Here is a 25,109-nt window from a genome sequence, read left to right on the forward strand (position 1 = left end):
GCCTTAGCTACTTTTGTTGGCCAGCTCGGCGGCCTGGATCACATCAGGACCAATGGCGCCTTCGAACTTCTTCCACACCGGACGCATGGCTTCACGCCACATCTCGCGCTGCTCAGGGGTAAGGGTGATGATTTGGCTGTTGCCGGAGTCGGCAATCTTCTGACGGGAGTCATGGTTCAGCTTCTCGGCCTGTTTGTTCACCTCCACAGTAACCTCGGCCATGACCTCATCCAGTGTGGTGCGTATTTGCGGCGGCAGGCTGTTCCAGAATTTGGTGTTGGTGATCACCATGTAATCGATGGCGCCATGATTGGATTCGGTGAAGAACTTCTGCACTTCATACACATTCTGGCTCTCGTAGTTGGACCAGGTGTTCTCGGTGCCGTTGACCACACCGGTCTGCAAACCCTGATAAACCTCGGCAAAGCTCATCTTGCGCGGCGCGGCGCGCAAGGCCTTGAACTGCTCATCCAGTACGGCAGAAGCCTGTACCCGGAACTTCAGGCCGCGTGCATCCTTGGGTTCATGCAAGGCCTTGTTGGCAGACAACTGTTTCATGCCGTTGTGCCAATAACCGAGGCCGGTCAGACCCTTGCCTTCCATGGACTTGAGCAAGGCCTGACCTTGCGGACTCTGCTGGAAACGGTCGACCGCATCGATGTCGTCGAACAGGAAGGGCAGATCGAAGATCTGGATCGGTTTGGAGTAGTGCTCGAACTTGGCCAACGACGGCGCCAGCAGCTGCACGTCTCCCAGCAACAACGCTTCCATTTCCTTGCCGTCACCAAACAGCGAGGAGTTTGGATAAACCTCGACCTTGACCTGTCCTGGCAGGCGTTCCTCGGCGAGCTTTTTGAACATCAGTGCGCCCTGCCCCTTGGGGGTGTGTTCGGCGACAACGTGGGCGAACTTGATGCTGATGGGATCGACCGCGCTCGCAAAACCTGCGAATAACGGGAGTGCGCAGACCAGCGCCTTGAGGGTGTGCTTGAACATGGGTACATACCTCTTGTTGTTATAAGTTTGGTAGTGCCTGGTGTTGCTGCTTGAATCAGGCTGACGCAGAACCCGCCCGACGCACTATTCGCCGTGCATGTTCGATCACCGGAGCGTCGACCATCTGCCCGTCAACCACGAATACCCCGTCAGCCGACTCAACCGCAGACAGAATTCGTCGGGCTCGGTCCAGCTCTTCATGACCGGGCATGTAAGTGTCGTGAATCAGTGCAACCTGACTGGGGTGGATGCACAGCAGGCCGCCAAAGCCCATATCCCTTGCATCGGCGGCCATTTGGGTCATGCCTTCGATGTTTTTAATATCTGCAAATACGCTGTCCAGCGGCGGCGCCAGCGCTACCAGTCGGCTGTGCAGCAAAATGGTGTAGCGGGCTTGATCGAGAATTCGCTGCGCTGCGGCGCTGGTGCTGCTAAAGCCCATATCCAGGCCAAGGTCCAGCGCACCGAACGTCAAGCGCTCGATCCCGGCTGCCCGGGCGATGGCCGGTAACTCAAGCAAGCCTCTGGCACTTTCGATGATTGGCCAAACGGGTTTGGCGCACGCCGCAGCCAGCTCTACCTGCGCAGCACTTTCGGCCTTGGGCAGCACGACCGCCACTACCCCCGGCTGGCGACGGCATAAGTCCAGATCGGCCGCCTGTTGCTCATGCTGCGGCGCATTGATACGCACCAGTATCCGAGCTTGAGGGTTGGCATCAAGAAAAGCGTCCAGATTGGCCCGTGCCTGAACCTTGAGGTTTTCTGCGACGGCGTCTTCAAGATCGACGATGACCGCATCGGCGCCGCTTGCCAGTGCCTTGGCAATGCGCTCGGGGCGGGTTGCCGGTACAAACAGCGCTGAACGAATGATTGTTCTGTTCATCAAAGTGCTCCGTGCCCAGGTGCGAGGCGCTAGCCTCACACCGCTCCTTGTTGATGAAGGCGCTGGATGTCCATTGCCCCGTAGCCCAGCTCACTGAGCAGGCTGTCGGTGTGCTCGCCCAAATGCGGCACTGCATCCATTCGTGGTTCAAAAGCGACATTGCGACCCGGTGGCAGCAATGCTGGTAGCTTGCCGGCCGGACTGTCCACCTCGCGCCAGCGATCACGGGCCTTAAGTTGCGGATGGGCCCAGACCCCTGCCATGTCGTTGACATGGGCGTTGGCAATCGACGCCGCGTCGAGCCGTGCGATAACTTCATCGGCACTCATGCGGGCAAATTCCTCAACGATGATGGCCCGCAGCTCAGCACGATTGTCCGAGCGCCGTACATTTGCATTAAAGCGTATGTCGTGCGCCAGCTTAGGCTGCAGCAACACCTTGTTGCAGAACTGCTGCCATTCACGTTCGTTCTGCAAGCCAAGCATCACCGTACCACCATCCCCTGTTGGAAACGGCCCGTAGGGATAGATTGTGGCGTGGGCAGCACCGGCTCGCGGAGGTGGGGCGGCACCGTCATAGGCGTAATACATCGGGTAATTCATCCATTCCACCAGGCTTTCCAGCATCGAAACATCAATACGGCTGCCCTCCCCGGTCTTGTCACGCAACAGTAACGCCGAGAGCACACCGGTGTATGCGTACATCCCCGCCGCGATGTCGGCAATCGAGCAACCGGCTTTGGCCATGTCGTTTTCGCCCGGCCCGCCGGTAACGGACAAAAAGCCGCCTTCGCTCTGGATCAGCAGGTCGTACGCCTTTTTCTGTTCGTAGGGTCCGCCCTCCCCGTAGCCCGAAATATCGCAGACGATCAACCTGGGGAAACGCTCATGCAGGGCTTCAAAAGACAGCCCCATGCGCTGGGCGGCTCCCGGCGCCAGGTTCTGAACCAGAACATCAGCCGTGGCCAGCAGCTTGTCGAGCACCTCTCCCGCGTCCGGCTGTTTAACGTTCAGGGTCAGGCTTTCCTTGGAGCGGTTGGTCCACACGAAGTGCGAGGCCAGGCCATTGACCCGCTCGTCATAGTCACGGGCAAAATCACCGGAGCCCGGGCGTTCGATCTTGATCACCCGCGCCCCCAGATCGGCCAATTGACGGGTGCAAAATGGCGCCGCGATGGCGTGCTCAAGACTGACGACGGTAATGCCGTCCAGTGGGCGGGGCTTGGATGCGCTGTCGTTCATGATGCAGCCTCCGTAGAAGTTACGGCGCCAGTCAGCACGCCCATATCGTCCAAATGCCGCAAGTGCCAGACCCGCTCGACAAGCCCAGTCGCCTGTTCGTCGTTGCACGCGCCCGAGAAGGCCAGCAGGCGGCGAAACTTGTCTTCAAGCTCGCTGCGGCTCAGGGTGTTGCCCGGATCGCCCTTGGGCTCATCGATGCTGCCGTACAGCGTCCGCCCTTGAACCGTGGTCACTTCGACACGGCCCAGCCAGCGCTGCGGATAGGCCGCGTCAACGTGCTCGTCGAGCACCATGTGTACCTTGCTGCGAAAGTCACCAATGCGTGAATCGGTCAGCGCATGCTGATGGAACTCGGTCAATCCGGCCTTGCCGTAAACGGCGATCAGGCCCAGCACGGTACCCATGGAAAACTTGGCCTGATGGACGGTCTGTGGCTCCCGCACACGGCCCAACACGTCGATGGCTCCCTGATGGACCCGCGTGATTACGCGGGCAATGTCTTCGGCCCTCAGGTTCTCGCGCTGCATCACCTCCAGCAGGGCATCCGCCGCCGGGTGCGTGTGGCGGCACGAGGCGTGAAACTTGAACGATGTTTCAATCAGTGCCCAGCGGCTGCCCAGACTGTCGCAAAGACAAGCTGGATTGGCATCGCTGGACATTCCGGCCGCCATGCCCTGTTCACCTTCAAGAATGTTTTTCGCGCCGCTCAGTCCTTCTGCGGTCAGGTAGGCGGCCAACAGACCATCTGCTGCCGCCTTGGCGGTGTGCAGCTGCTTGGAGTCTGCTGCATCGCGCAAAAACTCCCACAGCCCCGCCGCCTGTGTGCCCGCGGTGCCGAGCAGATGGGTGAACTGCTCCTGATTGAAATCCATCAACTTGCCCACGCCCACGGCTGCCGCCAGGGTGCCGACCGTGCCCGTGGTGTGAAAAATGCGGTAATGCGAACGACCGAGGAACTCGCCTATACGAATACCAGCTTCGTAACCGGCGACTGCCGCAACGATCAGTTCGCGGCCGGACTTGCCAAGGTCCTGGGCAGCGGCCAGAACCGCCGGGAACACCACAGTCGCCGGATGCAGCACGGAACTGTTGTGCAGGTCATCTTGCTCCACCAGATGCGAGCTGGCACCGTTGACCAGCGCAGCGAAATACGCGGAGCTGGTCTTGCCGCTGACCAGAAGTGTGGCCGGTCCACTGGCCGGGCCCATCAGTGCCGCATAACGCTCAAACAACGGGATCGGATGTAAACCCTGACTGGCCAAGGCAGAGCCCAACCAGTCAAGAAACAGCTCTTCGGTACGGCAGATAACAGCTTCGGGCAACTGCTCATAGTGCAGGCTGGCCAAAAACTCAGTGAGCGCTTGAGTGTGCTGACTCATGAAGCGGTCTCCATGGGATTCGAAAGTTCGATCAAATTGAGGTCCGGATCGAGCAGGTAGATCGAGCGGATCGGCCCCTGGGCTCCCGTACGCATGACTGGCCCTTCCAAAATGTTCACGCCGTGGCCGTGCAAGTGCTCGATAACGCTGTCCAGTCGGTCGTTGACGATGAAACACAGATCGGCCGACCCCGGCAGTGGATGCGTTGCCTTGGGTTCGAACTCGGCACCTGCTTGATGCAAGTTGATTTTCTGCTGGCCGAACGACAGGGCATGGCGCCCCTGACCAAACACCACCGGCTGCATGCCCAGCACACGGCTGTAAAAGTCCAGACTCCTGGGAATATCACGCACCGTCAGTACCAGATGGTCGAGATGGCTGATCTGCATGTTCAATCTCCGTTGAGGCTTGGGACGTGAATCCGGATCAATACTTAAAATGAACGCGGCAGTTCGAGCAGGTGCTCGGCGACGTACGACAGGATCAGATTCGTGGAAATAGGCGCCACCTGGTACAGACGGGTCTCGCGGAACTTGCGCTCCACGTCGTACTCATTGGCAAAACCGAAACCGCCGTGGGTCTGCAGGCACGCATTAGCCGCTTCCCAGCTGGCTTTAGCCGCCAGGTACTTGGCCATGTTGGCCGCCGCGCCAGCGCTGCGCCCGCTGTCGTACTCTTCACAGGCCCGCCAGCGCATCAGGTCGGCGGCTTCAAGCTCGATGTGGGCTTGGGCAATCGGAAACTGCACACCCTGGTTCTGCCCGATCGGGCGGCCGAACACCACCCGCTCACGGGCGTACTGTGCGGACTTCTCATTGAACCAGCGGCCGTCACCAATGCACTCGGCGGCGATCAGCGTACGTTCGGCGTTGAGCCCGTCGAGTATGTAGCGAAAGCCCTTGCCTTCTTGACCGATCAAGCTGCTGGCGGGAATTATCAGGTTGTCGAAAAACAGCTCGTTGGTTTCGTGATTGACCATGTTGGCAATCGGCTGCACGGTCAGACCGTTACCGATGGCTTCGCGCAAGTCGACCAGAAAGATCGACATGCCATCGACTTTTTTCTCCACCTGCGCCAACGGTGTGGTGCGCGCCAGCAGGATCATCAGGTCCGAGTGCTGCACCCGAGAGATCCAGACCTTCTGCCCGTTGATGACGTACTCATCGCCCTGACGCACCGCCGTGGTCTTGATTTTAGTGGTGTCGGTGCCGGTGGACGGCTCCGTCACGCCCATGGACTGCAGGCGCAATTCGCCGCTGGCGAGTTTGGGCAGGTAATAATTTTTCTGTTCTTCACTGCCGTGGCGCAGCAAGGTAAACATGTTGTACATCTGGCCATGCACGGTGCCGGAGTTACCACCGCAGTGGTTGACCTCTTCCAGGATCACCGACGCCTCTGCCAGCCCCAGGCCAGAGCCACCGTACTGTTCAGGAATCATCGCCGACAGCCAGCCAGCCGTTGTCATGGCGCTAACAAACGCTTCGGGAAAACCCTTTTCTTCATCAATCCTGCGCCAGTACTCCGCCGGGAACTCGGCACACAGGGCGCGCACACCCTCGCGAATAGCGTTGTAGTCTTCGTTCAGATACGGATTCATTGCAGATCCTTATTGTCATTGTTCAGTCGAAGGTCACTTCGCCCTTTTGGGCCACACCCTCGGCATTACCCACCCACAATTCGGCCTTGCCCGCAGCGACAACCCGGCCGCCCAGCGCAAAAGGATGGGGCGCAATCAACGGGCGAACGCCGCGATAGGCGAAACGCCGCAGGCGGGCAGCCGGATTGGCTCGGCAGAAAGCCCGCAGACTGAGCGTGGCCATGAGCGGGCCGTGAACCACCAACCCCGGATAGCCTTCGGTGTCGGTGGCGTAGGGCCAGTCGTAATGGATGCGGTGACCGTTGAAGGTCACTGCCGAGTAACGGAACAACAAGGTGGGGGTGGGAGTGACAGATTCCTGCCAGGCGCCCTCGGGCAATGGATCACCGCTCGCGAGCTTGGGAGGGGTGGGCTCGCGGTAAACGATGTCCTGCTCTTCGCGCATCGCCAATTGCCCGTCCTGAAGATAGTCATGCTGGACAGTGACAAACAACAGAGCGCCAGTCTTGCCGTGCTTTTGCTGGACATCGGTGATGGTGGAAACCCGCGTAGCTTGAGCGCCGACCTTGAGCGGCGTGTGAAACTCGATGCGGCCGCCGGCCCACATGCGGTTGCAGTTATCGGCGGGTGGCAGAAAACCTCCCCGGGCCGGATGACCATCGTCGCCCAGACCGCTGCCCTCCACCGCTGGTTGGAAGAAACACCACTGCCACAGCGCTGGCAAGGGTTCGCCAGCCTGAGGCGCCTGCTCACCCAGGGTGGCCGCGATGCGGTTGACCAGGTTCAGGCTCAGCTGATCATGGATTTGTTCAGTGCGCCCGATCCAGGCGGACAGTGCGTTATCGCTCATCGGTGATTACCCCGTGGCTTGTTATTTTGGACATGATTGCCAAATACGCAGCGATCTGTGAATCTGCGTTTGCGTTAGGGGGCGTTCGGTTTTGGTTAACACTGGAGTCCTGCAACCAGATTCATGTCCAGGAAAATCAACCATGCACTTTGATCTCGTCGACCTGCGTCTGTTTATCCATATTGCCGAATCCCCCAGCCTGACTCAGGGGGCGCGCAAGGCATTCATTTCCCCGGCCGCGGCCAGTGCCCGGATCAAGAACCTGGAAGACAACCTCGCCAGCCGCCTGCTCTACCGTGACAGCCGGGGCGTTGAACTTACACCCGCGGGCGAACTGTTCTTGCACCATGCGCGCGTGATCATGCGCCAGGTGGACTACATGAAAAGCGAGTTCACCGAGTACGGCACTGAGTCCTCAGGGCATATCAGAATCTTTGCCAATACCACCGCAGCCACTGAGTTTCTCCCCGAAATCCTCGCCGGTTTTCTCGCCGAACGTCCAGGTGTGACCGTTGATCTGCAGGAGCGATTGAGTCGCGACATAGTGCGTGGCGTGATGGATGGTTCTTCAGACATGGGCATCATTGCCGGCCCGGTAGAGGCCGACAGCTTGCAGGTCATACACTTCAGTACCGACCAGTTGGTACTGGTGACGTCCCTCGATCATCCTCTGGCCCGGCGCAAATCCATCAAGTTGGCAGAAACCCTGGCCTATCCGCACATTGGGTTGCACGAAGGCACCACCCTGTTGCGTTTTTTGAGTGAGCAGGTCGCCCTGCACGGCAATACGCTGAACATGCGTATCAAGGTCTATAGCTTCGAAGCGATGTGCCGGATGGTCGAAGCAGGTGTCGGCCTGGCCATTCTTCCTGAGTCATCGGCACGCCGACATCAACAGACCATGGGCCTTTCAGTCATCGAGCTCGACGAGGCCTGGCGCGTGCGCGAGCGAAGTGTGCTGGTGCGTGATTTACAAGCACTGCCGAAGGTGATCCGCTCCTTGATCGACATCTTATTGGCACAACACAAAGGAACGACTCAAGAAAAAAATGATCCTTCGCAGACACTGCCGGCCTCCCTTGCTCCACGGGTTTAGGACTGACGAGTCGTCGTGCGTCGTCACGATCCCCTTCATCGGCCGTTAATTGCCTACAGTCTAAGGGTTCGCCCTCTCAAAAATCGCTCGTACACTTCAGGAATCGACTATGAAACGCTCTCTGTGGTTTGGCTTGATCGGCACCCTCGTAGTGGGTACGTCCCACGCGGCATCCCAGGATGTACCCATAAATCTGGTGAGCGCTGACGGTGCGCCACAAGCCATCGGTGTGATAACGATCAGTGAGACGCCCTATGGCCTACTGTTCACGCCGAATCTGAAATCGCTGCCGGTGGGTGTGCATGGTTTCCATGTGCACGAAAACGGCAGTTGCGAAGCCGGCGAGAAAGACGGGGTCAAAGGTGCTGCGCTGGCGGCCGGTGGGCATTTCGATCCGCAGAAAACCGGCAAGCATCTTGGGCCGTATGCTGACGGGCATCTGGGGGATTTGCCGGCGGTGTACGTGACCGCCGACGGTATGGCCACCTACCCGGTGCTGGCTCCGCGGCTCAAGAGCCTCTCAGAGATCAAAGGCCACGCGCTGATGATCCATGCCGGTGGTGACAACCATTCGGATATGCCCAAGCCGCTGGGTGGTGGTGGCGACCGAGTGGCGTGCGGCGTGATCTGATTGTCACACGGTCAAGGTAGGCGTTTTGCAATTAGCGCCTACCGCTAGACCATCACTTTTTTTATGCTTTTAAGCCCTTCGCTATCAATTGCCCGTCTGATGCCTGCCTACTGAGCAGACTATTTAAGCCTGCCAGGCCAAAATGTTTGGAATAAACCCGGGATTATCTTTTATTCGAACCTGTTTACAGTTAGCCAAGGGGTTGTCGGCTTCCCTGCCAACCATTAATCACCTACAGAGGTTATTTACCTTGGACATCAATCTCAAAGGGCTGCTCGATCGCGAAGAAATCCGCAACCTCAGAACGCTCTATGCGCACCATCTCGACGGCAACAACATTGCTGCACTCGATCAGGTCTTCTCTGCGGATGCGGTCGTTGAGGTCACCGTCGGCAAGATGGAAGGCATCGAGGCTATACGGGTCGGGTTGACTGAGGCGTTCAAACTGTACGATCGGGATCATCGAAACCATTATCCCTTTATGCATGCGATCACCAACCACTGGGTCAAGCTGACCGGGCCAGATACTGCACAAGGCCGCTGCTACTTGATTGATTTTGAAACGGCGTCAAAGCCTGACCCGAATCCTTTGCTACTGCTTGGCCTCTATACAGATGAGTACAAACGTATTGACGGCGAATGGCGCATCACGCACACCCGCCTGGAAGTTGTCTGGCCAGCAGGCAACACCCGCGAAGAGCAGGCACCTGAACAGACTGAAGGAGCGTAAACCGTGATGAAATCCATGAAGCTGAGCATTCTGGACTATTCACCCGTCGATGAAGGTCTTCTCCCAGTCGATGCGCTGGCGTCCAGTGTGCGACTGGCACAGCGTGTGGAAGACAAAGGATTCAACCGGTTTTGGGTGTCCGAGCATCATGGAGCCCCCGCCACCGCAAGCAACTCACCGGAAATACTGATGTCGCGCATCGCTTCTGCGACGACAGCCATCCGCGTAGGTTCCGGGGGCGTTCTGCTGCCCAACTACAGCAGCCTGAAAATAGCCTAGAACTATCAACTGCTTGAGGCGCTTTTCCCGAACAGGATCGATCTCGGATTTGGCCGGGCACCCGGCGCCGATCGTCGTACGAGTCAGGCGCTCAACGATGAGAAAAGTGAATCGATCCCCTATTCGCGAAAAGTTTCCGACCTGCTTGGTTTTGTGACCGGACGACACCCGTCAGGTTCGCCCTATGCCGGAATGCGTGCCCACCCACAGACACGTGGCAAGCCTCAACCGTTTGTTCTGGGCGCATCCGGGGCGACGGCAGAGATCGCTGCGCAGGCAGGCTTGGGTTTCACCTTCGCCCACTTCATCAACCCGAGTGGCGATGGCCCGCTAGCGGCCAAGGCCTATCGCGTTGCGTTCAAGCGCAATGACTTTGCCACCGAGCCCACGGTGATCGTCGCGGTATTCGTGGCGGTCGGTGACACCGAGGCGCAGGCCCGCGAGTTCGCTGACGCCTTCCACCTCTGGCTCACTTATGCAGAAAGCGCGAGCCCGTTCGAGCGAGTGCCTTCGCTTGCCACAACCCGTGACCATAACTGGTCGCCCGATGAGCTGGCTGTTCGTAAACGCAACAAAGGCAGGCTGATATCCGGAACGGCCACTCAGGTCGTTACCCAACTTCGTGAGCTGGGCAACGCCTATGGCACCGATGAAGTCATGATTAATTTGATGATGCCAGGTGAGTCGGCGCGGCTCTGCGCCATTGACGCCATCAGCCAGGCAATGGTGTTGTGACTCTGAATGACGTTTAGCAAGACGCCTCCACTCCCCCACTCCTGCTAGCGGGAATAATGCCATTCCATTCCTGTATGATCTGGCGATTAAGCCGAGCAAATCCCATACATTGTAGAACTGGATTCCATAATGACTGACACCACCTTTGACGGTATTCGGGAATTCGTCGCCGCCGCACAATCGCTCAGTTTTACAGCCGCCGGGCTTGAGCTCGGGGTGACCAGCTCCGCCGTAGGTAAAAGTGTGAGCCGTCTGGAAGCAAGATTAGGCGTCAAGCTTCTGCATCGTACAACTCGCCGTTTGATCCTCACTCAAGAAGGGGAAACTTATCTGGCGAGTTGCTTGCGGGTGCTGGACGAACTGGCTGAAACCCAGGGGCTTCTTACCACCGGTCAACAAGAGCCTATCGGTCGTTTGCGTGTAGATCTGCCCGCGACCTTTGGCCGACGTCACATCTTGCCGACCCTCATCGAAATGGCTGTTCGATACCAAAAGCTCGACCTTTCGGTCAGCTTCAGCGAGCGTCTGGTTGATATCGTCAACGATGGAATCGATCTGGTCGTCAGAATCGGAACCTTGAAAGATGATGCGGAGATAGTGGCTCGAAAACTGGGCAGTCAATGCTTGTTGATCTGTGCCACCCCGGACTACCTGGCGCGGCACCCTGCCCCTCAAAATCGAAATGACCTGCTGCAACATGACTGCATCGTAGGCTGGCGCCATGGCACCCGTAAAACCTGGATGTTGATTGATGAAAACGGCCAGACAGTTGAGCAAGAGGTACGCGTCAAACATGAGATGGGTGATGGTGAAATGCTGCTCAACATGACACTCGCGGGCGCAGGACTCGCACAACTGCCCACTTGGCTGGTTCAGGACTATATCGAACGGGGTGACTTGGTAGCGGTTCTTGAACGCTACGCTGGCGCCGAGATGCCCATCCACGTCATCTGGCCTCGGACCCGCTACATCCAGCCAAAGATCAGAATGATCGTTGATGAACTCTTGGCACTGGCCCAGCGGGACTCAATCATTTTCAGGCCCGAGTAAATAGCGCATGCCCGGAACAAGAAAAAGCGTCTCAGATCAAATCCGAGACGCTTTTTTCGTTGAGCAGATCGTACCTATTCGGCAGGTTTATAGGTTGGATAGTCTACGTAGCCCTTCTCGCCGCTGTTCCCGTAGAACGTTGCTCGATCAGGGGTTGCAAGAGGCCAGCCGTTTTTCATGCGTTCCACCAAGTCTGGGTTCGCAATGAATGGTCGACCGAAAGCGATTAAATCCAGTTCCCCGGATTCCAGGGCACGTTCTGCAGACTCTCGATCAAAACCACCGGCGGCGATCAACGTGCCTCGGTATGTGTCACGGAAACTCGTCGCAAAGCCTTCAGGCATGCCCTCGGCGCCTATGGTCAACTGATCACTCAAATGGACGTAGGCAATATCCCGCGTTTGAAGCTCGCCCGCGACGGCAACCCACGTCTCAGCCTCATCGTCGAATGGGGCCATGTCGAAGAGACGGCCAAATGGAGATAGTCGCACACCTACCTTGGCGCGGCCTACCTCTTGGGCAACGGCATCGATGGTTTCCAGCAGCAAACGAATTCTGTTCTCGATCGAACCGCCGTAACGGTCTGTGCGATCGTTCACCGTTGGATTGATGAACTGTTCGAACAAGTAGCCATTTGCGCCATGAATTTCGACGCCATCAAAACCGGCTTCCATCGCTCTGCGAGCAGCGAGGACAAAGTCATTCTTGACGCCCGCAATTTCCTCAATGGAAAGCGCTCGCGGAGGACTGGCCTGGATCGGACATGGCTCATGCTGCTCGTTGTAGGCATAGGCCATGGAGTTAGCCGCGAGTTTATGACTCGATGAAACAGGCGCCCCGCCGTCTGGCTGCAAGGTTGTATGCGACACCCGGCCTACGTGCCAGAGTTGCGCAAAAATGCGGCCACCTTCTTCGTGGACGGCCTGTGATACGTGCTTCCATCCTTCGACCTGTTCCTGGTTGTAAAGACCTGGATTGAAGAGATAACCACGGCCCTGAATAGATACCGGAACACCTTCACTGATGATGAGCCCAGCGCTGGCCCGCTGGCGGTAATAGAGCACTGTCAAATCGTCGGGGATGTCATTCAACGCCCGCGCGCGCGTCATCGGCGCCATAACGACACGGTTTCTTAACGTAAGACCGGAAAGTGTATAAGGCGAAAAAAGAATACTCATAAAGAAGGCCTCTGAAGTGGAGCGCTTCGAAGCGCCGTAAGAGCCAATATACCCAGTCTCTCCCGGAGGATAATCCCCCTTGAATTCCAATCATTTTGGAATATGGATCCACAATAAAGGTAGAGATCCGGCATGCGCCTCACACAGAGGCGCAAAGCACGGATTGCCTGATCCATTCAGGTTTTTGTTTCGGTCCAACCGCCACCCAGAGCTTTGTACAGCTGTATTTGAGTACTGAGGCTGGAAAGATGACCGTTGAGTAATTGCTGGCGGGCCGAGAGCAACTGACGCTGCGCATCCAGCAACGTCATATAGCTATCGACCCCCTCTTCGTAGCGTTGCAACGCCATCTGTGTGTATTCATCAGTAGCACGCACGAGGTCTTGTTGGCTTTTCAGCTGTTCGCTCCAGGTTCCCATTGCTGCAAGGGCATCGGACACTTCACGGAACGAGACCTGAATGGTCTGTTCGTAGTTGGCCACACCCATGTCCTTCTGGATTTTGGCGTAGTCCAAACTGGCTTTGAGCCTGCCGCCGGTGAAGATCGGCAAGTGAATCTGAGGCATGAAGCTCCAGGCTTCCGACCCTCCATTAAATAACCCACTGAGTTGACTGCTGGCCGTTCCAGCGCCAGCCGTCAGCGTAATACTGGGGAAAAAAGCGGCCCGAGCAGCACCGATATTGGCGTTGGCCGCGAGCAACTGGTGTTCCGCAGCTCGAATGTCGGGACGTTGCTGTAACAGGTTTGCCGGAAGCCCGGCTGGAATGTCGGCCATCAACTGAGCGTTCAGGTTTGACTCGGGCAAGCCGTTTGGAATAGATGCTCCCAAAAGTATCCGCAAGGCATTAGCGCCCAGAGCCACCTGCCGGGTGTAGGCCTGGACTTGTCCACGCGCACTATCGACCAATGTCCGGGCTTGGCGAACATCCAGATCGGATGCAGTACCGGCCTCACTGCTGGCCTGGATCAGCTCAAGGTTGTGCCGGTAGTTTTCCAGTGTGGAGCGGGTTACCGCCTGCAGTTGCTTATCGGTTTCCCAACTGAGGTAAGCCATGGCGACTTCAGCGACCAAGCCGATCTGCACGCTGCGTCGGGTTTCCTCGCTGGCCAGGTAAGTCTCCAGAGCGTTACGATCCAGGCTGCGAATGCGCCCCCATACGTCCAGCTCGTAACGGGTCAGGCCAACCTGCAAGCTGTTGTCGCCATCGGTGCCTTGTTGGCCCGTCGAAGACAGGTCGGCCGGTGTGCGTGAACGCCCCCCACTGCCCTCAATGTCTACCTGCGGTAACAAAGCTGAACCTTGAATACCGTATTGAGCGCGGTAGGCCGCGACATTCAATGCGACTTTGCGCAGGTCGCGATTGTTCTCAAGAGCCAGATCAACCAAGCGATGCAGTGCTGGATCTTTGAAAAATGATCGCCAGCCAATTTGCGCGGTGTGTGTGCCCTGCGGCTGCGCATAAGCAGCACCTTGAGGAAATGCCTGCGGGATAGGAGCTTCGGGGCGCTGATAGTCCGGGATCATGCTGCAACCGGCCAACGTCATGGCCATGACTAACAGCAAAGGTTTAAACGTCATGGGAAACTCCTTCACGCGTGGCTTGAAGTTTGACTGCGGGTTGTTTGGGTTTGAACAGCTTCATGACAGCCACGTAGAACAGCGGCACAAAGAAGATCGCCAGGAACGTCGCAGCCAAGGTGCCGCCCACCACGGCGGTGCCTATGGAGTGCTGACTGCCGCTGCCCGGGCCGTAAGCACGAGCCAATGGCAGAGTGCCCATGACAAATGCGATAGAGGTCATGATGATCGGGCGCAGACGCAGACGCGCTGCCTCAGTGGTCGCCTCAACCAGGCTGCGGCCATGGTTCTCATACAGATCCTTGGCAAACTCCACGATCAGAATGGCATTCTTCGCCGCCAGCCCCATGGTGGTCAGCATGCCGACCTGGAAGAACACATCATTGGACAAGCCTCGGCCAAGCGTTGCGGCTACAGCCCCGAGCACACCCAATGGCACAACCAGCATGACCGCCACAGGGACTGACCAACTCTCATACATGGCTGCCAGGCAAAGGAACACGATGATCAGCGACATGACATACAACAAAGTTGCCTGTGAACCCGCGGCCCGTTCCTCATAGGACAAACCTGTCCAGGACACACCAAAACCATTCGGCAACTGCGTAGCAATACGCTCAATTGCTGCCATTGCATCCCCGGTGCTATAACCCTCGGCAGGCTGGCCCAAGAGTTCAACGGACGAAATACCACTGTAACGTTCCAGTTTCGGAGATCCGTAAACCCACGTACCGGTGGCGAATGAAGAGAATGGCACCATCTGCCCGGCATCATTGCGCACGTACCACTTGTCAAAGTCTTCCGGCGAAATACGGGCATCCATCTCCCCTTGTACGTAGACCTTTTTCACACGCCCCTTGTCGATGAAGTCATTGACATACGTCGACCCCCAGGCCACCGACATGGTGTTGTCGATAGACTCGATGGAGACTTGCAGAGCGCGTGCTTTTTCGTCGTCGATCGTGACTTGGTACTGCGCCTCATCATCCAGACCGTTGGCCCGGGTAATGGCCAACGCAGGTTCTTTGGCCGCAAGGCTCATCAACTGATCCCGTGCTTGCAGCAGTGCAGTGTGTCCACGACCACCGTTGTCCTGAAGAAACAGATCAAAGCCGGTGGCGTTGCCCATCTCCATAATGGCGGGGGGAACGATGGAAACGACGTTGGCATCCTTGATCGTGGCGGCAAACGCGGTGATGCGTTTAGAGATGGAAAAGGCATTGTTTTCGCTGGATTTACGCGCTTCGAAGGGTTTGAGCCGCACCCAGATCACAGCCGAATTCTGCCCACGCCCCGCAAAGTTGTAACCGCTGATCGAGAACGCTGAAACAACCCCCTCTTTTTCATCCTCGCGCAGGTAGTCGCGGACTTCATTAAGCACTGCCTCGGTGCGCTCGGCGCTGCTGTTGGGCGGCGTCTGGATTTGAACAATCAGCAGTCCCTGATCTTCATCGGGCAGAAACGCGGTCGGCAAATCACGGAACATCAGTACAACACCGGCCAGCAGCAAAAAGTACACGACAAAGGTTCGTTTTGGGTTGCGCAGAATCCGTGAAACAACGCCTTCGTAGCGAACGGTACTGCTGTCAAAGACCCTGTTAAACCAGGCAAAGAAGCCCTTCTGCTTTTTCTGACCATGCTCCGCGTGCGCTTTGAGTAAGGTCGCGCAAAGTGCCGGGGTGAAGATCAGCGCTACGAGTACTGACAGCCCCATCGCGGTAATGATCGTGACCGAGAATTGGCGGTAGATAATCCCGGCCGAACCGCCGAAAAAGGCCATGGGCATAAACACAGCGCTGATCACCAGACCAATCCCCACCAGGGCGCCCGAGATCTGACTCATAGATTTGTAAGTGGCTTCGCGCGGTGACAGGTTCTCCTGCTCCATCAACCGTTCAACGTTTTCGACCACCACGATGGCATCGTCAACCAGCAGTCCAATCGCCAGCACCATCGCGAACATGGTCATGACGTTAATTGTGAAACCAAAGGCGTATAGCACTCCGAAGGTGCCCAACAGAACGACAGGCACTGCCAAAGTTGGAATCAAGGTGGCGCGAAAGTTCTGCAAAAACAGAAACATCACCAGGAACACCAATACGATGGCTTCGAACAGGGTATGGACAACAGAGTCAATAGACGCTTTTACCGACGGGCTCGTATCGTACGGGTACACAACCTCGACGCCGGGCGGCAAGTAAAGTTTGAGACTGTCTACGGTTTTTTTAACATGATCGACAGCCTCAAGCATGTTGGCGCCTGTCGCTAATCGCAAAGCAATACCGGCGGCAGGTTGACCGTTGTAGTTCACATCGTAGGAATAGGTTTCATTGCCCAATACCACGTCACCTAGATCTTTCAAGCGTATTTGCGAGCCATCCGGCTGCACCTTGACCAGAATCTCCTTAAACTCATCAGCCGAGTTGAAACGTGTTTTACCGATAACGGTGGCACTGAGCTGTACACCTTTGCGTGTCGGCAACCCACCTACCGAACCGGAAGACACCTGAACGTTCTGTGCAGAGATGGCATCGACCACATCCTTGGGCATCAACTGATAGCTATGTAGCTTGGCCGGATCAAGCCAAATGCGCATGGCATTCTGAAAGCCAAAGACAAAGAAATCCCCAACACCCTGAGTACGGGACAGCGGATCCTGAAAGTTGGAAACAACCAGGTTACCCAAGTCGCCGTAATTCAACTTTCCATCTGTCGAGACCAGCCCCACCAAGAGCATGAAGTTGGCCTGGTACTTAACCACTCGAATACCCTGACGCTGGACTTCTTGTGGAAGGTTCGGTGTAGCCAGTTGCAGTTTGTTCTGCACCTGAACCTGGGCAATATCAGGGTTTATTCCTTGGTCAAAGGTGACGATGATCTCGACACTGCCATCACTGTTGGCCGCTGAACTGATGTAACGCAAACCATCCAACCCATTAAGCTGCTGCTCAATGACTTGCAGAACAGTGTCTTGAACCGTCTGGGCAGAGGCGCCGGGGTACGTCACTGTAATCATGACTGCCGGGGCGGCGATATTCGGATACTGGTTGACCGGCAAACTACGTATGGCCAACGCTCCGGCGAGCATGATTGCCAGCGCAATCACCCAAGCGAAGATCGGTCTATCAATAAAAAAGCGTGACATAACCAACCTCTCAATTTGCTGTGAAAGCCGCTTTCAGTTCAACATTTGTTGCGGGTTGAGCGTCCACCAGGGAACTGGCCTGCACATGCTGCAAACCTTCAGTGATCACCCGCTCGCCTGACGTGACCCCGCTCTCTACCAACCAGGCGTTACCCACAGTGCGCACTGTTTTCAGATCGCGGTGCTCAACATGGTTGTCCTCAGTCACTACCCATGCCGTGGCCACACCTCGACTGTCACGGACGATGGCCTGCTGGGGAACCAAAAGCGCTTTTTCCCTGACGCCTTCTTTGACTTGTGCGTGGACAAACATGCCCGGCAGCAGCGCGCGGTCTGGATTAGGGAATACCGCTCGCAAGGTCACGGAGCCAGTGCCTTGGTCGACGCTGACCTCAGAGAATTTCACGATGCCGGTGAGTGGATAGGCACTGCCGTCATCGAGCGTCAGACTGACCTCTGCCTGATCGGAGCCTGTATTTTTCAGGACGCCTGTCTTCAAGGCACGCTTCAACTCCAAAATACGAGTGATGGGTTGAGTGACATCGACATAGATCGGATCAAGCTGATTAACGGTTGCCATGGGTGCATTCTGGCCTTCGGTTACCAGCGCGCCTTCGGTCATCGCCGATCGGCCTATGCGACCTGAAATAGGCGACAACACCTGGGTGTACTGCACATTGATGGCTGCCACTTGCTGGTCGGCGGCGGCTTGCTTCCAAGCAGCAACGGCCTCGTCGTATTGCTGCTGGCTGACTGCTCGCGCCTTGAGAAGACGCTCATAGCGCTCTGCCAAATTGCGCGCACTGCGAAGGTTGGCATCGGCGCGCGATTGCTGGGCAACGTAGGTACGTGAGTCAATCTGGTACAACGGTTGCCCCTGTTTGACTTCACTGCCTTCGGTGAACAAGCGACGCTGCAAGATACCCGCGACTTGCGGGCGCACCTCGGCAGCACGGTACGCAGAAGTACGTCCGGGCAAGTCAGTAGTAAGCGTGAGAGGTGCTTCATTGAGGGTGTAATAACCAACTTTTACCGCTGCGACGTGCTCTGCCACTGGCTCCGTTGGTTTGCACGCAGTTAGAAAAAGTGCTGACAGTGGCAATAATCCAGCCATGACAAGTGAGGGTTTAAACATACAAACTCCAAAAACGCCGGTATTTATTGCAACAACACCGGGTGTGAATATCGGGGCGAGACTAAGGCTTACGTCTTTCAAAAGTGAGTACGCAGGCGCATGACTCCAGAAGATAAGATCCCTGGTCTAAAGGTTAAGTGGGTTGGTTTTGTTTAGAGGGTGCAAATAATTCAGTGATCCACCAGAAGGCGGGCCGAATCAAAACAAACAATAAGACTGGCCATATTGATTTGGCCTACTTCAATATCCCCGCAATCACTAATCTCATCTTTCGTTCAACGTCAGACGCTTTAATTTGCACCTCTAATGTCAATCAAGCCCATCGAATTTGCCGCCTGCCCCATTCATGACGCTGGCGCAGTGCGCAAAGTCAGAAAGGGATCAAGCTCGCTGGCGCACAGTATATTAGGTGTGCTTTAGATGATTAAGTCGGGACAATTCCAATCATTGCATCCCTCAACGCCATAATTGAGCGGTCGTAATCCCCATTCATGCTCCTGAATTGGGTCTTACGAGCGATGAGCGTGTTGTTTCAGGCAGGTTTGGCAGAACAGCCAGAGCTCTACAATTTACAGAACAGGTGAAGCTGGACTCGTTGCGAGGATGGAGGCAGAGCGAGTCCTGAAATGTAGTCGCTGGGCTACCCGAATACCGCAGTGATAGCCACAGCTGCAAACCCAGTGTCGAAACGCTACTTTTTGGGGGGCAACGCAAACGCCACTAGATAGTCGCCTCGTTCAGATGAGCTTCGCGTTCCCCCGGCACTGGCTCGATCTTCCTCGGTCATTCTGACCTGTCTTTCCTGCGACTCTCCAGAAACACAACTCCTCTTGTTGAGTCACAGGAACTTATCTGGCATCCCGAGCCGGCTCGCCTTGCGCAGCGCCAAACGGAACCCCACCCTTACGCCATCATGCTGTTCGTGTACCTATAGCGCTTGCGAGCTGGACATGCACTGCTGATGCTTCATGGGCTATTTCCCAGGCATCCCTTGGTTCGTCCAGGTCACGATTGAGGGTTTCCGGGGTTTTGAATGTGGCGTACAGGGTGATCAGTGTGAGCAGGGTCAGGTAACAGGCAATGGGCAGCCACGCGCCGATACCTGCGCTGGCATCACCGTCATGGCTCGCCACCACCAAGGCGATGATGCCTGCCCCGATCATCGGCGCAATGCCACCGGCAATCACTGCCGACGCTTCCCGTGCAATCGACACGCCCATGTAGCGGTGACGCGAGCCAAACAATTCTGGCAACAACGCGGCCTGCGTACCGAACATGCCCCAAGTGCCGATGCCTAAAGCAATGGAGATTGCAATGATGCTTGCAGCGACATTGCCCAGGCTGAGTACCCACCACACCGGGAATGCTAATGCCAATTGCACCAGAGCAAAGGCCCGGTAAACCACAACTCGACCGAAATGATCACTGAGTTTGCCCGCAATGGGTACGGTGATCGCGCCCAGGCTGGCTGCGCAGATAAGGGTCAGGACACCCACCGGCCCTTGCAGTCCCACCACGCCAACGATGTAGCTCACCGCCAACGCCTGGTATATCGATGAACCACCGTTTTCTCCCAGACGCAGCCCAATGCCTATCAGCAACGTGGGTTTGGAATGCTCCATCGCACTTTTCAGTGGATTGACGCAGACACGCTTGAGCGCCTTAAGGCGGATGAACGTCGGAGACTCCTTGAGTGACATGCGCATGTACAGGCCCAACGCAACGATCACCACGCTGCTGAAGAACGGCCATCGCCACAGGCCACTTTCGATCACGTTGTCATTGCCGCTGACCACCAGGAAATACACCACTGCTGCGAGGATGGTGCCCAATTGAATGCCAAGGAACGGCAGCGAAGCGTAGAAGCCGCGTCGGCCTTCGGGGGCGTATTCGGTCATCATTACCGCCGCTCCGGCCTGTTCGGCACCCGCGCCCAGTCCTTGCAGAAGACGCAGGATCACCAACAGTACAGGTGCCCAATAGCCAACTTGATGAAAGCTGGGCAGTGCACCGATGAGCGTGCTGGAAATACCCATCAGCAGCACCGTCGATGCCAACACGAACTTGCGCCCGACGCGATCACCGATCATACCGAACAGCACCCCGCCCAGCGGCCGTATTGCAAAACCGAGGAAATAGGTACCGAAACTGGCGATCAGGCTCATGGCACGGGTCTGCTCAGGAAAGAACAGGGGCCCGAAAATCAGTGCCGAAGCCAGGGTGTAAAGCGCAAAGTCGTAGTACTCAAGCGCACTTCCCAGGGAACAAGCCCAGGCCGCGCGGTGCAAGTCTTTCTTGTGCGCTTGCGCCTCGGGGAGTGTGGCAGTGTCGGATGCTGGATGATCGTCAGTCATGGGGTATCTCCAGGTGCCTTTACGGCATCTTGTTATTGACAGGTCAGTAGGTTGTTTACAATTTCAACCGCTGTATTTCCTGGAGCATGGCCTGCTCCATGATGTCGATTGGCGCCTCTTTCCCGGTGTACAACTCGATTTGCCGACACGCTTGGTGCACTAACATGCGGGTGCCGGCAATGGTGCGGCATCCCAACGATTTGGCTTGCAGCAGCAACGCGGTCTGCACTGGCATGAACGCCACATCCATGACAATCAGATGACTGGCCAGACAACCGTTCAGCGGGTTGCTGTCTGGCTGCTTGAAGCCAACCGAGGTGGCATTGATGACAATGTCGAAGGCCTCGGCCGTGAACGCCTCAACGCTGCCGCCCCACCGGGCACCCAGATCCTCGGCCAGCGCAGCACCGCGCTCGACACTGCGATTGAACACCGTGACCTCGGCCGCTGCTTGCAAACACCCGTAGACCACCGCACGAGCCGCTCCGCCGGCACCGATCACGGCGATGCGCTTGCCGCACAGCTCGGTAACTTCTTCCAGGGCACGCAGTGCACCGAGGTAGTCGGTGTTATAGCCAGTCAGCACGCCGTCGACGTTGTTGATGGTGTTGACCGCACCGATGATTTGGGCCGACACGTCGATCCTGTCCAAATGAGGCATGACTGCGGTTTTGTACGGCATGGAAACGTTCATGCCGCGTACGCCCAGGGTACGAATGGCTGCCACGGCGGCGACCGGATCTTCGACGCCAAAACAGACAAAGGTGTAATCCAGGCCCAGCGCTGCGTAAGCGGCGTTGTGAATCTTTGCCGAGAGCGAAAACGGCGAGCCCATGATTGAGCCGCAAAGGGTTGGCAGAGATTGAGGCATACAGGAGTCCTTGGCGTGAGAGTTAAACGACGCTGGTCAAACCACCATCAACGAAAAGGGTCTGACCGTTAACGAAGTTGGACGCTGATGAGGCGAGGAAAACAGCTGCGCCGCAGAGTTCCTCTACATTGCCCCAGCGCCCGGCGGGCGTTCGCTGCAACAGCCATTCGCAGAACGCCGGATCGTTGACCAGCGCATGATTCAATTCCGTCTGGAAATAGCCGGGGGCCAGGGCGTTAATCTGAAGGCCCAGGCCTGCCCAGTCGGCACACATGCCACGTGTGAGCATTCGCACGGCGCCCTTGCTGGCGGCATACGGTGCGATGGAACGTCGGGCCAATTCGCTTTGCACCGAGCCGATGTTGATGATCTTGCCGTGCCGCCGCGTGATCATGTGGCGGGCCACCGCCTTGGACACATTGAATACGCCATCGAGATTGGTACTCATCACCCGATGCCAGTCATCGGCGCTGACGTCCTGAAGCGCCTGTCGATGCTGCAAGCCGGCATTGTTGATCAGAATATCAAGCGGCCCCAAGCGCAGTTCCAAGGCATCAATGGCCTTTGCAACAGCCGCGTGATCGGTCACATCGAACACTGAGTAATCGACGTCCAGCCCTTCATCGCGCAACAGCGCGCAAGCACCTTGGGCGCGTTCCGTATCGCGACCATTGAGCACCACTTGGGCGCCCGCTTGTGCCAGCCCGCGAGCCAGAGCCAGGCCAATGCCGCGTACCGAACCGGTGATCAGCGCTCGACGCCCGTTCAGACGAAAGCTGTCGATCATGTGTGTCTCCCTACGCTGAATTGTTTTTATGGGTAATGACGTCACTTTCCACCGCTATCGCGCAAACGTGCCAATCGTTTATGGTGATGTTGTGATCACCCTTCGTGATCACCAAGTGGCTATGTTGCATGGGGAGTCATTGTGGAGCTCAAGCATTTGAAAGCGTTTGCGACCTTGGCCGAAGAGCTGCATTTCGGTCGTGCGGCGGCGCGTCTGCACATTGTCCAGCCAGCCATGAGTGCGCAAATACGTGCTCTGGAGGAATTTGTAGGCGCGCAGTTATTCGAGCGTAACCGGCACCGAGTCGAGTTGACCGAGGAGGGAATGCTGTTTCTGCCCGAGGCCTTGGCGACCCTGCGCCAGGCGGGTCGCGCCCTAGAGGTGTTACAGCAAGCAGCGGCCGGAGACGTTGGCATATTGCGTCTGGCATTTGTGTCTTCAACGCTGTCGCACTTGTTGCCGCAACTTGTGCGTACGCTGGAGCAGCGCCACCCGCATATCGAACTGGAGCTCAAGGACATGCCATCGCAAGCGCAAGCTCGGGCCTTGCTGGACAACGCTCTGGATTTTGGCTTGGTACGCCTGCCCTTGAATGCACCGGGCGTGCATACCCGCATGCTCTTCGAAGAGTCACTGGTCGTAGCGCTGCCACAAGAACACCCTCTATGCGCCAAGCGTCGTATAAAGCCTCAGGATTTGGCCGGGTGTCCGGTTTTGGTACTGGCGCGCAAGTTTGCTCCCGGCTTGTATGACCAAATGCTGGCAGGCTTCCACAGACGAAAAGTGACACTGACCATTGCCCGGGAAATGGGCGAGTTCACCACTCAGTTGGCGTTGGTGGCCGCCGGTTTAGGTATTGGCATCTTGCCAAGCGGTGCCGCATCGGCATTGCCAGCCGGTGTTGTGACGTTACCACTGGCTCTGCCCATGAGTGGAGCAGGCATCGGCGTGGCCTGGCTCGGTCTGGAAAACCCTCGCAAACGGGCGCTGATGAGGGCGCTGGATGAACTTTATCCTGCGATTGAGTAGCAACCCAGAGTTGTCCAATCGATCCCTTTTTCCAGTTCAAATCGACAGACAGGACCCCCCAGCAAAAGCTGCGCCTCAATAGCGTGCTCAGCGTCGGCGGTGTGCCCCCACGGAACGGTGTCCAGGCCCCGCAGTAATTCCGTCAGTACGCCCTGATCGAGGCTATCGCCGAAGCGAGCAACCACAAAATGTTTCGCGCGGCGAAATCGTATGCCAGTGTCGAGCAGTTGCGTAACCAAGGACGACACCCCAAAGACCTGCACCGCCATTTCAGGATTATGCCGCACCATCATCCCAGACAATCCAGATAGCGATAACGACCCAGCGACCACCAATTGCCGGAGGTCATCTGCCATGTCCGAACGTTTAAACAAGCAGGCTGCGGTCAGGTCATCACCCGTATTGAAGACACTCCGTCTAGAGAGCTCCCCAAGCGCCTCTCCAGGCCACTGGGCCGCGAGGAAAAGGCTGGCCTGCCTGAGCGATTCATAACGATCGGACCACCGTAAATCGCCCGCAGAAGCCTCATTCAACCAGCACGCATACCTGTCGATTAAGCGCCGGCAATAATCAAATCCCCTGCGTAAACAACGCAAGAGCAGACCACGGATAACTCGGCTACGTGCAATCGCGGCAACCAGCGACGACATCGGCAAAGCGTGCAAAGGCACGTACTGCGACGCGTCCTCGAGCACAGCCCGATACCGTACCATCGTAGTCAATATCTCCCGCCATTCCTGCCCGCGTAATCGCTCGGCCAGGCCATCGACGACCACGTTGGCGACATATGAAAAATCGTAAGAGGCATCGAATAGCAAACGCGTGACGACCACAAAGTGTCTGAGCTCCTCGTAATCCCAAGGGTCTGATCCAGGTGCGGTCAGCCGTATGAACAGTGTCCAGGTACCCAGCACTTGCTCGCGTCGAAACGTCAACGTAGGGAACGTCCACGTGCGGAACAGTTCTAGAAACACCTCAAACGCCAAAATCCGGGCGATTTCATCGCCAGGACAATCAGGCGGCTCCGTCCATTCCACCGAGATCTGCCGTGGCGTGAACACGTAACTGGCCTTGTGCGTGCCCATCGGAATCTGAATCTCTAACAACTCGCGATCAAAGCGCAGAACCTTCGTCGAGCGGCTGCTAAACGTTGAACAAAAGTGTTCGAGCGCTTGCACGCGTTCTGGTAGTCGCAACGTGTCGAGCCGCAGCCCTGCTAAGGAGTATTGATGAAGGAGATTGTGTAAAACGTGCGGATTTTTATATCGCACGGGGGTGCCGCAGGCGCCAGCAACAAGGTCAAATTCGAATCGCCAGTTGCGGTCCTGTATATCGAATGACTCAGGTATCTCTTCATCAGCCCATTGGCGCAACCAGATTTGAAAGCGCTGAAGCACTGCACTATCACGCTCAGACAACGATCCCATGCTCATAAACTCGATCCATCCTTGCATCACGCTCAGATAGCGGCGATAGCTTGTAGCATCCACCTGTTCAACCGTACGTCCTAGTAAACCCTTCAATGAGGCGTCGTAAACTTCGACTAGCGATCCTCTGATCTGC

Annotated in this window: 20 protein-coding genes and 1 pseudogene; 6 read left to right on the forward strand and 15 right to left on the reverse strand. The window is 56.8% G+C overall.

What is annotated here, in order from left to right; translation table 11 throughout:
* Positions 1 to 3: 3 nt before the first annotated feature.
* Genes GHN86_RS06490 through GHN86_RS06520 form a run of 7 tightly spaced genes read right to left on the reverse strand, consistent with a single transcriptional unit; the run spans position 4 to position 6,946 of the window.
* Complete coding sequence (locus GHN86_RS06490) at positions 4 to 996, reverse strand: TRAP transporter substrate-binding protein (RefSeq protein ID WP_153378236.1); 993 nt, start codon at positions 994 to 996, stop codon at positions 4 to 6.
* A 55-nt stretch (positions 997 to 1,051) separates the two neighbouring features.
* On the reverse strand, positions 1,052 to 1,879 hold the full coding sequence (locus GHN86_RS06495; protein WP_153378237.1) for an HpcH/HpaI aldolase/citrate lyase family protein: 828 nt from the start codon (positions 1,877 to 1,879) through the stop codon (positions 1,052 to 1,054).
* A gap of 35 nt (positions 1,880 to 1,914) precedes the next feature.
* Entirely contained in the window at positions 1,915 to 3,120 is a 1,206-nt protein-coding gene (locus tag GHN86_RS06500; protein WP_153378238.1) for a CaiB/BaiF CoA transferase family protein, read from the reverse strand.
* On the reverse strand, positions 3,117 to 4,499 hold the full coding sequence (locus tag GHN86_RS06505) for an MmgE/PrpD family protein (RefSeq protein WP_153378239.1): 1,383 nt from the start codon (positions 4,497 to 4,499) through the stop codon (positions 3,117 to 3,119). Before GHN86_RS06505 ends, GHN86_RS06500 begins: the two co-directional genes overlap by 4 nt.
* Positions 4,496 to 4,888, reverse strand: a complete 393-nt coding sequence (locus GHN86_RS06510; protein WP_153378240.1) for a VOC family protein — start codon at positions 4,886 to 4,888, stop codon at positions 4,496 to 4,498. Before GHN86_RS06510 ends, GHN86_RS06505 begins: the two co-directional genes overlap by 4 nt.
* Before the next feature lie 44 nt (positions 4,889 to 4,932).
* Positions 4,933 to 6,096 (reverse strand): acyl-CoA dehydrogenase family protein, encoded by a 1,164-nt coding sequence (locus GHN86_RS06515; protein WP_153378241.1) that lies wholly within the window; start codon positions 6,094 to 6,096, stop codon positions 4,933 to 4,935.
* A gap of 22 nt (positions 6,097 to 6,118) precedes the next feature.
* Entirely contained in the window at positions 6,119 to 6,946 is an 828-nt protein-coding gene (locus tag GHN86_RS06520; RefSeq protein WP_153378242.1) for an FAS1-like dehydratase domain-containing protein, read from the reverse strand.
* Between the two features lie 142 nt (positions 6,947 to 7,088).
* On the opposite strand from GHN86_RS06520, the gene GHN86_RS06525 reads away from it, so the two are divergent.
* From GHN86_RS06525 to GHN86_RS06545, 5 genes and pseudogenes are all read left to right on the forward strand, one after another.
* Entirely contained in the window at positions 7,089 to 8,042 is a 954-nt protein-coding gene (locus GHN86_RS06525) for a LysR family transcriptional regulator (RefSeq protein WP_153378243.1), read from the forward strand.
* A 109-nt stretch (positions 8,043 to 8,151) separates the two neighbouring features.
* Positions 8,152 to 8,673, forward strand: coding sequence for a superoxide dismutase family protein (gene sodC / locus GHN86_RS06530; protein ID WP_153378244.1), 522 nt, complete (start codon positions 8,152 to 8,154; stop codon positions 8,671 to 8,673).
* A gap of 250 nt (positions 8,674 to 8,923) precedes the next feature.
* A complete protein-coding gene (locus GHN86_RS06535) occupies positions 8,924 to 9,403 on the forward strand; it encodes a nuclear transport factor 2 family protein (protein ID WP_153378245.1) in 480 nt (159 codons plus the stop codon).
* A 15-nt stretch (positions 9,404 to 9,418) separates the two neighbouring features.
* Positions 9,419 to 10,417 (forward strand): annotated as a pseudogene (locus GHN86_RS06540) (LLM class flavin-dependent oxidoreductase).
* 129 nt (positions 10,418 to 10,546) lie between these two features.
* Positions 10,547 to 11,467, forward strand: coding sequence for a LysR family transcriptional regulator (locus tag GHN86_RS06545; protein ID WP_153378246.1), 921 nt, complete (start codon positions 10,547 to 10,549; stop codon positions 11,465 to 11,467).
* A 74-nt stretch (positions 11,468 to 11,541) separates the two neighbouring features.
* Here the strand turns inward: GHN86_RS06545 and GHN86_RS06550 are convergent, their stop codons facing one another.
* From GHN86_RS06550 to GHN86_RS06580, 7 genes are all read right to left on the reverse strand, one after another.
* Positions 11,542 to 12,645 carry an alkene reductase gene (locus tag GHN86_RS06550; protein ID WP_153378247.1) on the reverse strand — a complete coding sequence of 368 codons (1,104 nt, stop codon included), beginning with the start codon at positions 12,643 to 12,645 and terminating at the stop codon, positions 11,542 to 11,544.
* Positions 12,646 to 12,821: 176 nt separating this feature from the next.
* A complete protein-coding gene (locus GHN86_RS06555) occupies positions 12,822 to 14,225 on the reverse strand; it encodes an efflux transporter outer membrane subunit (protein ID WP_153386255.1) in 1,404 nt (467 codons plus the stop codon).
* Positions 14,215 to 17,370, reverse strand: a complete 3,156-nt coding sequence (locus tag GHN86_RS06560; protein ID WP_153386257.1) for an efflux RND transporter permease subunit — start codon at positions 17,368 to 17,370, stop codon at positions 14,215 to 14,217. Before GHN86_RS06560 ends, GHN86_RS06555 begins: the two co-directional genes overlap by 11 nt.
* Before the next feature lie 10 nt (positions 17,371 to 17,380).
* Positions 17,381 to 18,505 (reverse strand): efflux RND transporter periplasmic adaptor subunit, encoded by a 1,125-nt coding sequence (locus tag GHN86_RS06565; protein WP_153386259.1) that lies wholly within the window; start codon positions 18,503 to 18,505, stop codon positions 17,381 to 17,383.
* Positions 18,506 to 19,416: 911 nt separating this feature from the next.
* On the reverse strand, positions 19,417 to 20,859 hold the full coding sequence (locus tag GHN86_RS06570; RefSeq protein WP_153386261.1) for an MFS transporter: 1,443 nt from the start codon (positions 20,857 to 20,859) through the stop codon (positions 19,417 to 19,419).
* Positions 20,860 to 20,914: 55 nt separating this feature from the next.
* The gene (gene aroE / locus GHN86_RS06575; protein WP_153378252.1) at positions 20,915 to 21,730 is read right to left on the reverse strand and encodes a shikimate dehydrogenase; all 816 of its coding nucleotides are present in this window, start codon (positions 21,728 to 21,730) and stop codon (positions 20,915 to 20,917) included.
* Positions 21,731 to 21,752: 22 nt separating this feature from the next.
* On the reverse strand, positions 21,753 to 22,517 hold the full coding sequence (locus GHN86_RS06580) for an SDR family oxidoreductase (protein WP_153378253.1): 765 nt from the start codon (positions 22,515 to 22,517) through the stop codon (positions 21,753 to 21,755).
* Between the two features lie 141 nt (positions 22,518 to 22,658).
* On the opposite strand from GHN86_RS06580, the gene GHN86_RS06585 reads away from it, so the two are divergent.
* Positions 22,659 to 23,546 (forward strand): LysR family transcriptional regulator, encoded by an 888-nt coding sequence (locus GHN86_RS06585; protein ID WP_323369241.1) that lies wholly within the window; start codon positions 22,659 to 22,661, stop codon positions 23,544 to 23,546.
* Here GHN86_RS06585 and GHN86_RS06590 read toward each other — a convergent pair.
* The gene (locus GHN86_RS06590) at positions 23,528 to 25,069 is read right to left on the reverse strand and encodes a hypothetical protein (protein WP_153386263.1); all 1,542 of its coding nucleotides are present in this window, start codon (positions 25,067 to 25,069) and stop codon (positions 23,528 to 23,530) included. The genes GHN86_RS06585 and GHN86_RS06590 overlap by 19 nt on opposite strands.
* Positions 25,070 to 25,109: the final 40 nt, after the last annotated feature.

This window comes from Pseudomonas helleri (assembly GCF_009600315.1).
Classification (GTDB): Bacteria; Pseudomonadota; Gammaproteobacteria; order Pseudomonadales; family Pseudomonadaceae; genus Aquipseudomonas; species Aquipseudomonas helleri_A.

Excerpts from the sequence above, each read along its gene's own strand:
- GHN86_RS06580 (WP_153378253.1), bottom strand. The coding sequence starts at position 22,517 with ATGATCGACAGCTTTCGTCTGAACGGGCGTCGAGCGCTGATCACCGGT.
- GHN86_RS06495 (WP_153378237.1), bottom strand. The coding sequence starts at position 1,879 with ATGAACAGAACAATCATTCGTTCAGCGCTGTTTGTACCGGCAACCCGC.
- GHN86_RS06570 (WP_153386261.1), bottom strand. The coding sequence starts at position 20,859 with ATGACTGACGATCATCCAGCATCCGACACTGCCACACTCCCCGAGGCG.
- sodC (WP_153378244.1), top strand. The coding sequence starts at position 8,152 with ATGAAACGCTCTCTGTGGTTTGGCTTGATCGGCACCCTCGTAGTGGGT.
- GHN86_RS06550 (WP_153378247.1), bottom strand. The coding sequence starts at position 12,645 with ATGAGTATTCTTTTTTCGCCTTATACACTTTCCGGTCTTACGTTAAGA.
- GHN86_RS06515 (WP_153378241.1), bottom strand. The coding sequence starts at position 6,096 with ATGAATCCGTATCTGAACGAAGACTACAACGCTATTCGCGAGGGTGTG.
- GHN86_RS06490 (WP_153378236.1), bottom strand. The coding sequence starts at position 996 with ATGTTCAAGCACACCCTCAAGGCGCTGGTCTGCGCACTCCCGTTATTC.
- GHN86_RS06500 (WP_153378238.1), bottom strand. The coding sequence starts at position 3,120 with ATGAACGACAGCGCATCCAAGCCCCGCCCACTGGACGGCATTACCGTC.
- GHN86_RS06545 (WP_153378246.1), top strand. The coding sequence starts at position 10,547 with ATGACTGACACCACCTTTGACGGTATTCGGGAATTCGTCGCCGCCGCA.
- GHN86_RS06555 (WP_153386255.1), bottom strand. The coding sequence starts at position 14,225 with ATGACGTTTAAACCTTTGCTGTTAGTCATGGCCATGACGTTGGCCGGT.
- GHN86_RS06565 (WP_153386259.1), bottom strand. The coding sequence starts at position 18,505 with ATGTTTAAACCCTCACTTGTCATGGCTGGATTATTGCCACTGTCAGCA.
- aroE (WP_153378252.1), bottom strand. The coding sequence starts at position 21,730 with ATGCCTCAATCTCTGCCAACCCTTTGCGGCTCAATCATGGGCTCGCCG.
- GHN86_RS06510 (WP_153378240.1), bottom strand. The coding sequence starts at position 4,888 with ATGCAGATCAGCCATCTCGACCATCTGGTACTGACGGTGCGTGATATT.
- GHN86_RS06525 (WP_153378243.1), top strand. The coding sequence starts at position 7,089 with ATGCACTTTGATCTCGTCGACCTGCGTCTGTTTATCCATATTGCCGAA.
- GHN86_RS06560 (WP_153386257.1), bottom strand. The coding sequence starts at position 17,370 with ATGTCACGCTTTTTTATTGATAGACCGATCTTCGCTTGGGTGATTGCG.
- GHN86_RS06520 (WP_153378242.1), bottom strand. The coding sequence starts at position 6,946 with ATGAGCGATAACGCACTGTCCGCCTGGATCGGGCGCACTGAACAAATC.
- GHN86_RS06505 (WP_153378239.1), bottom strand. The coding sequence starts at position 4,499 with ATGAGTCAGCACACTCAAGCGCTCACTGAGTTTTTGGCCAGCCTGCAC.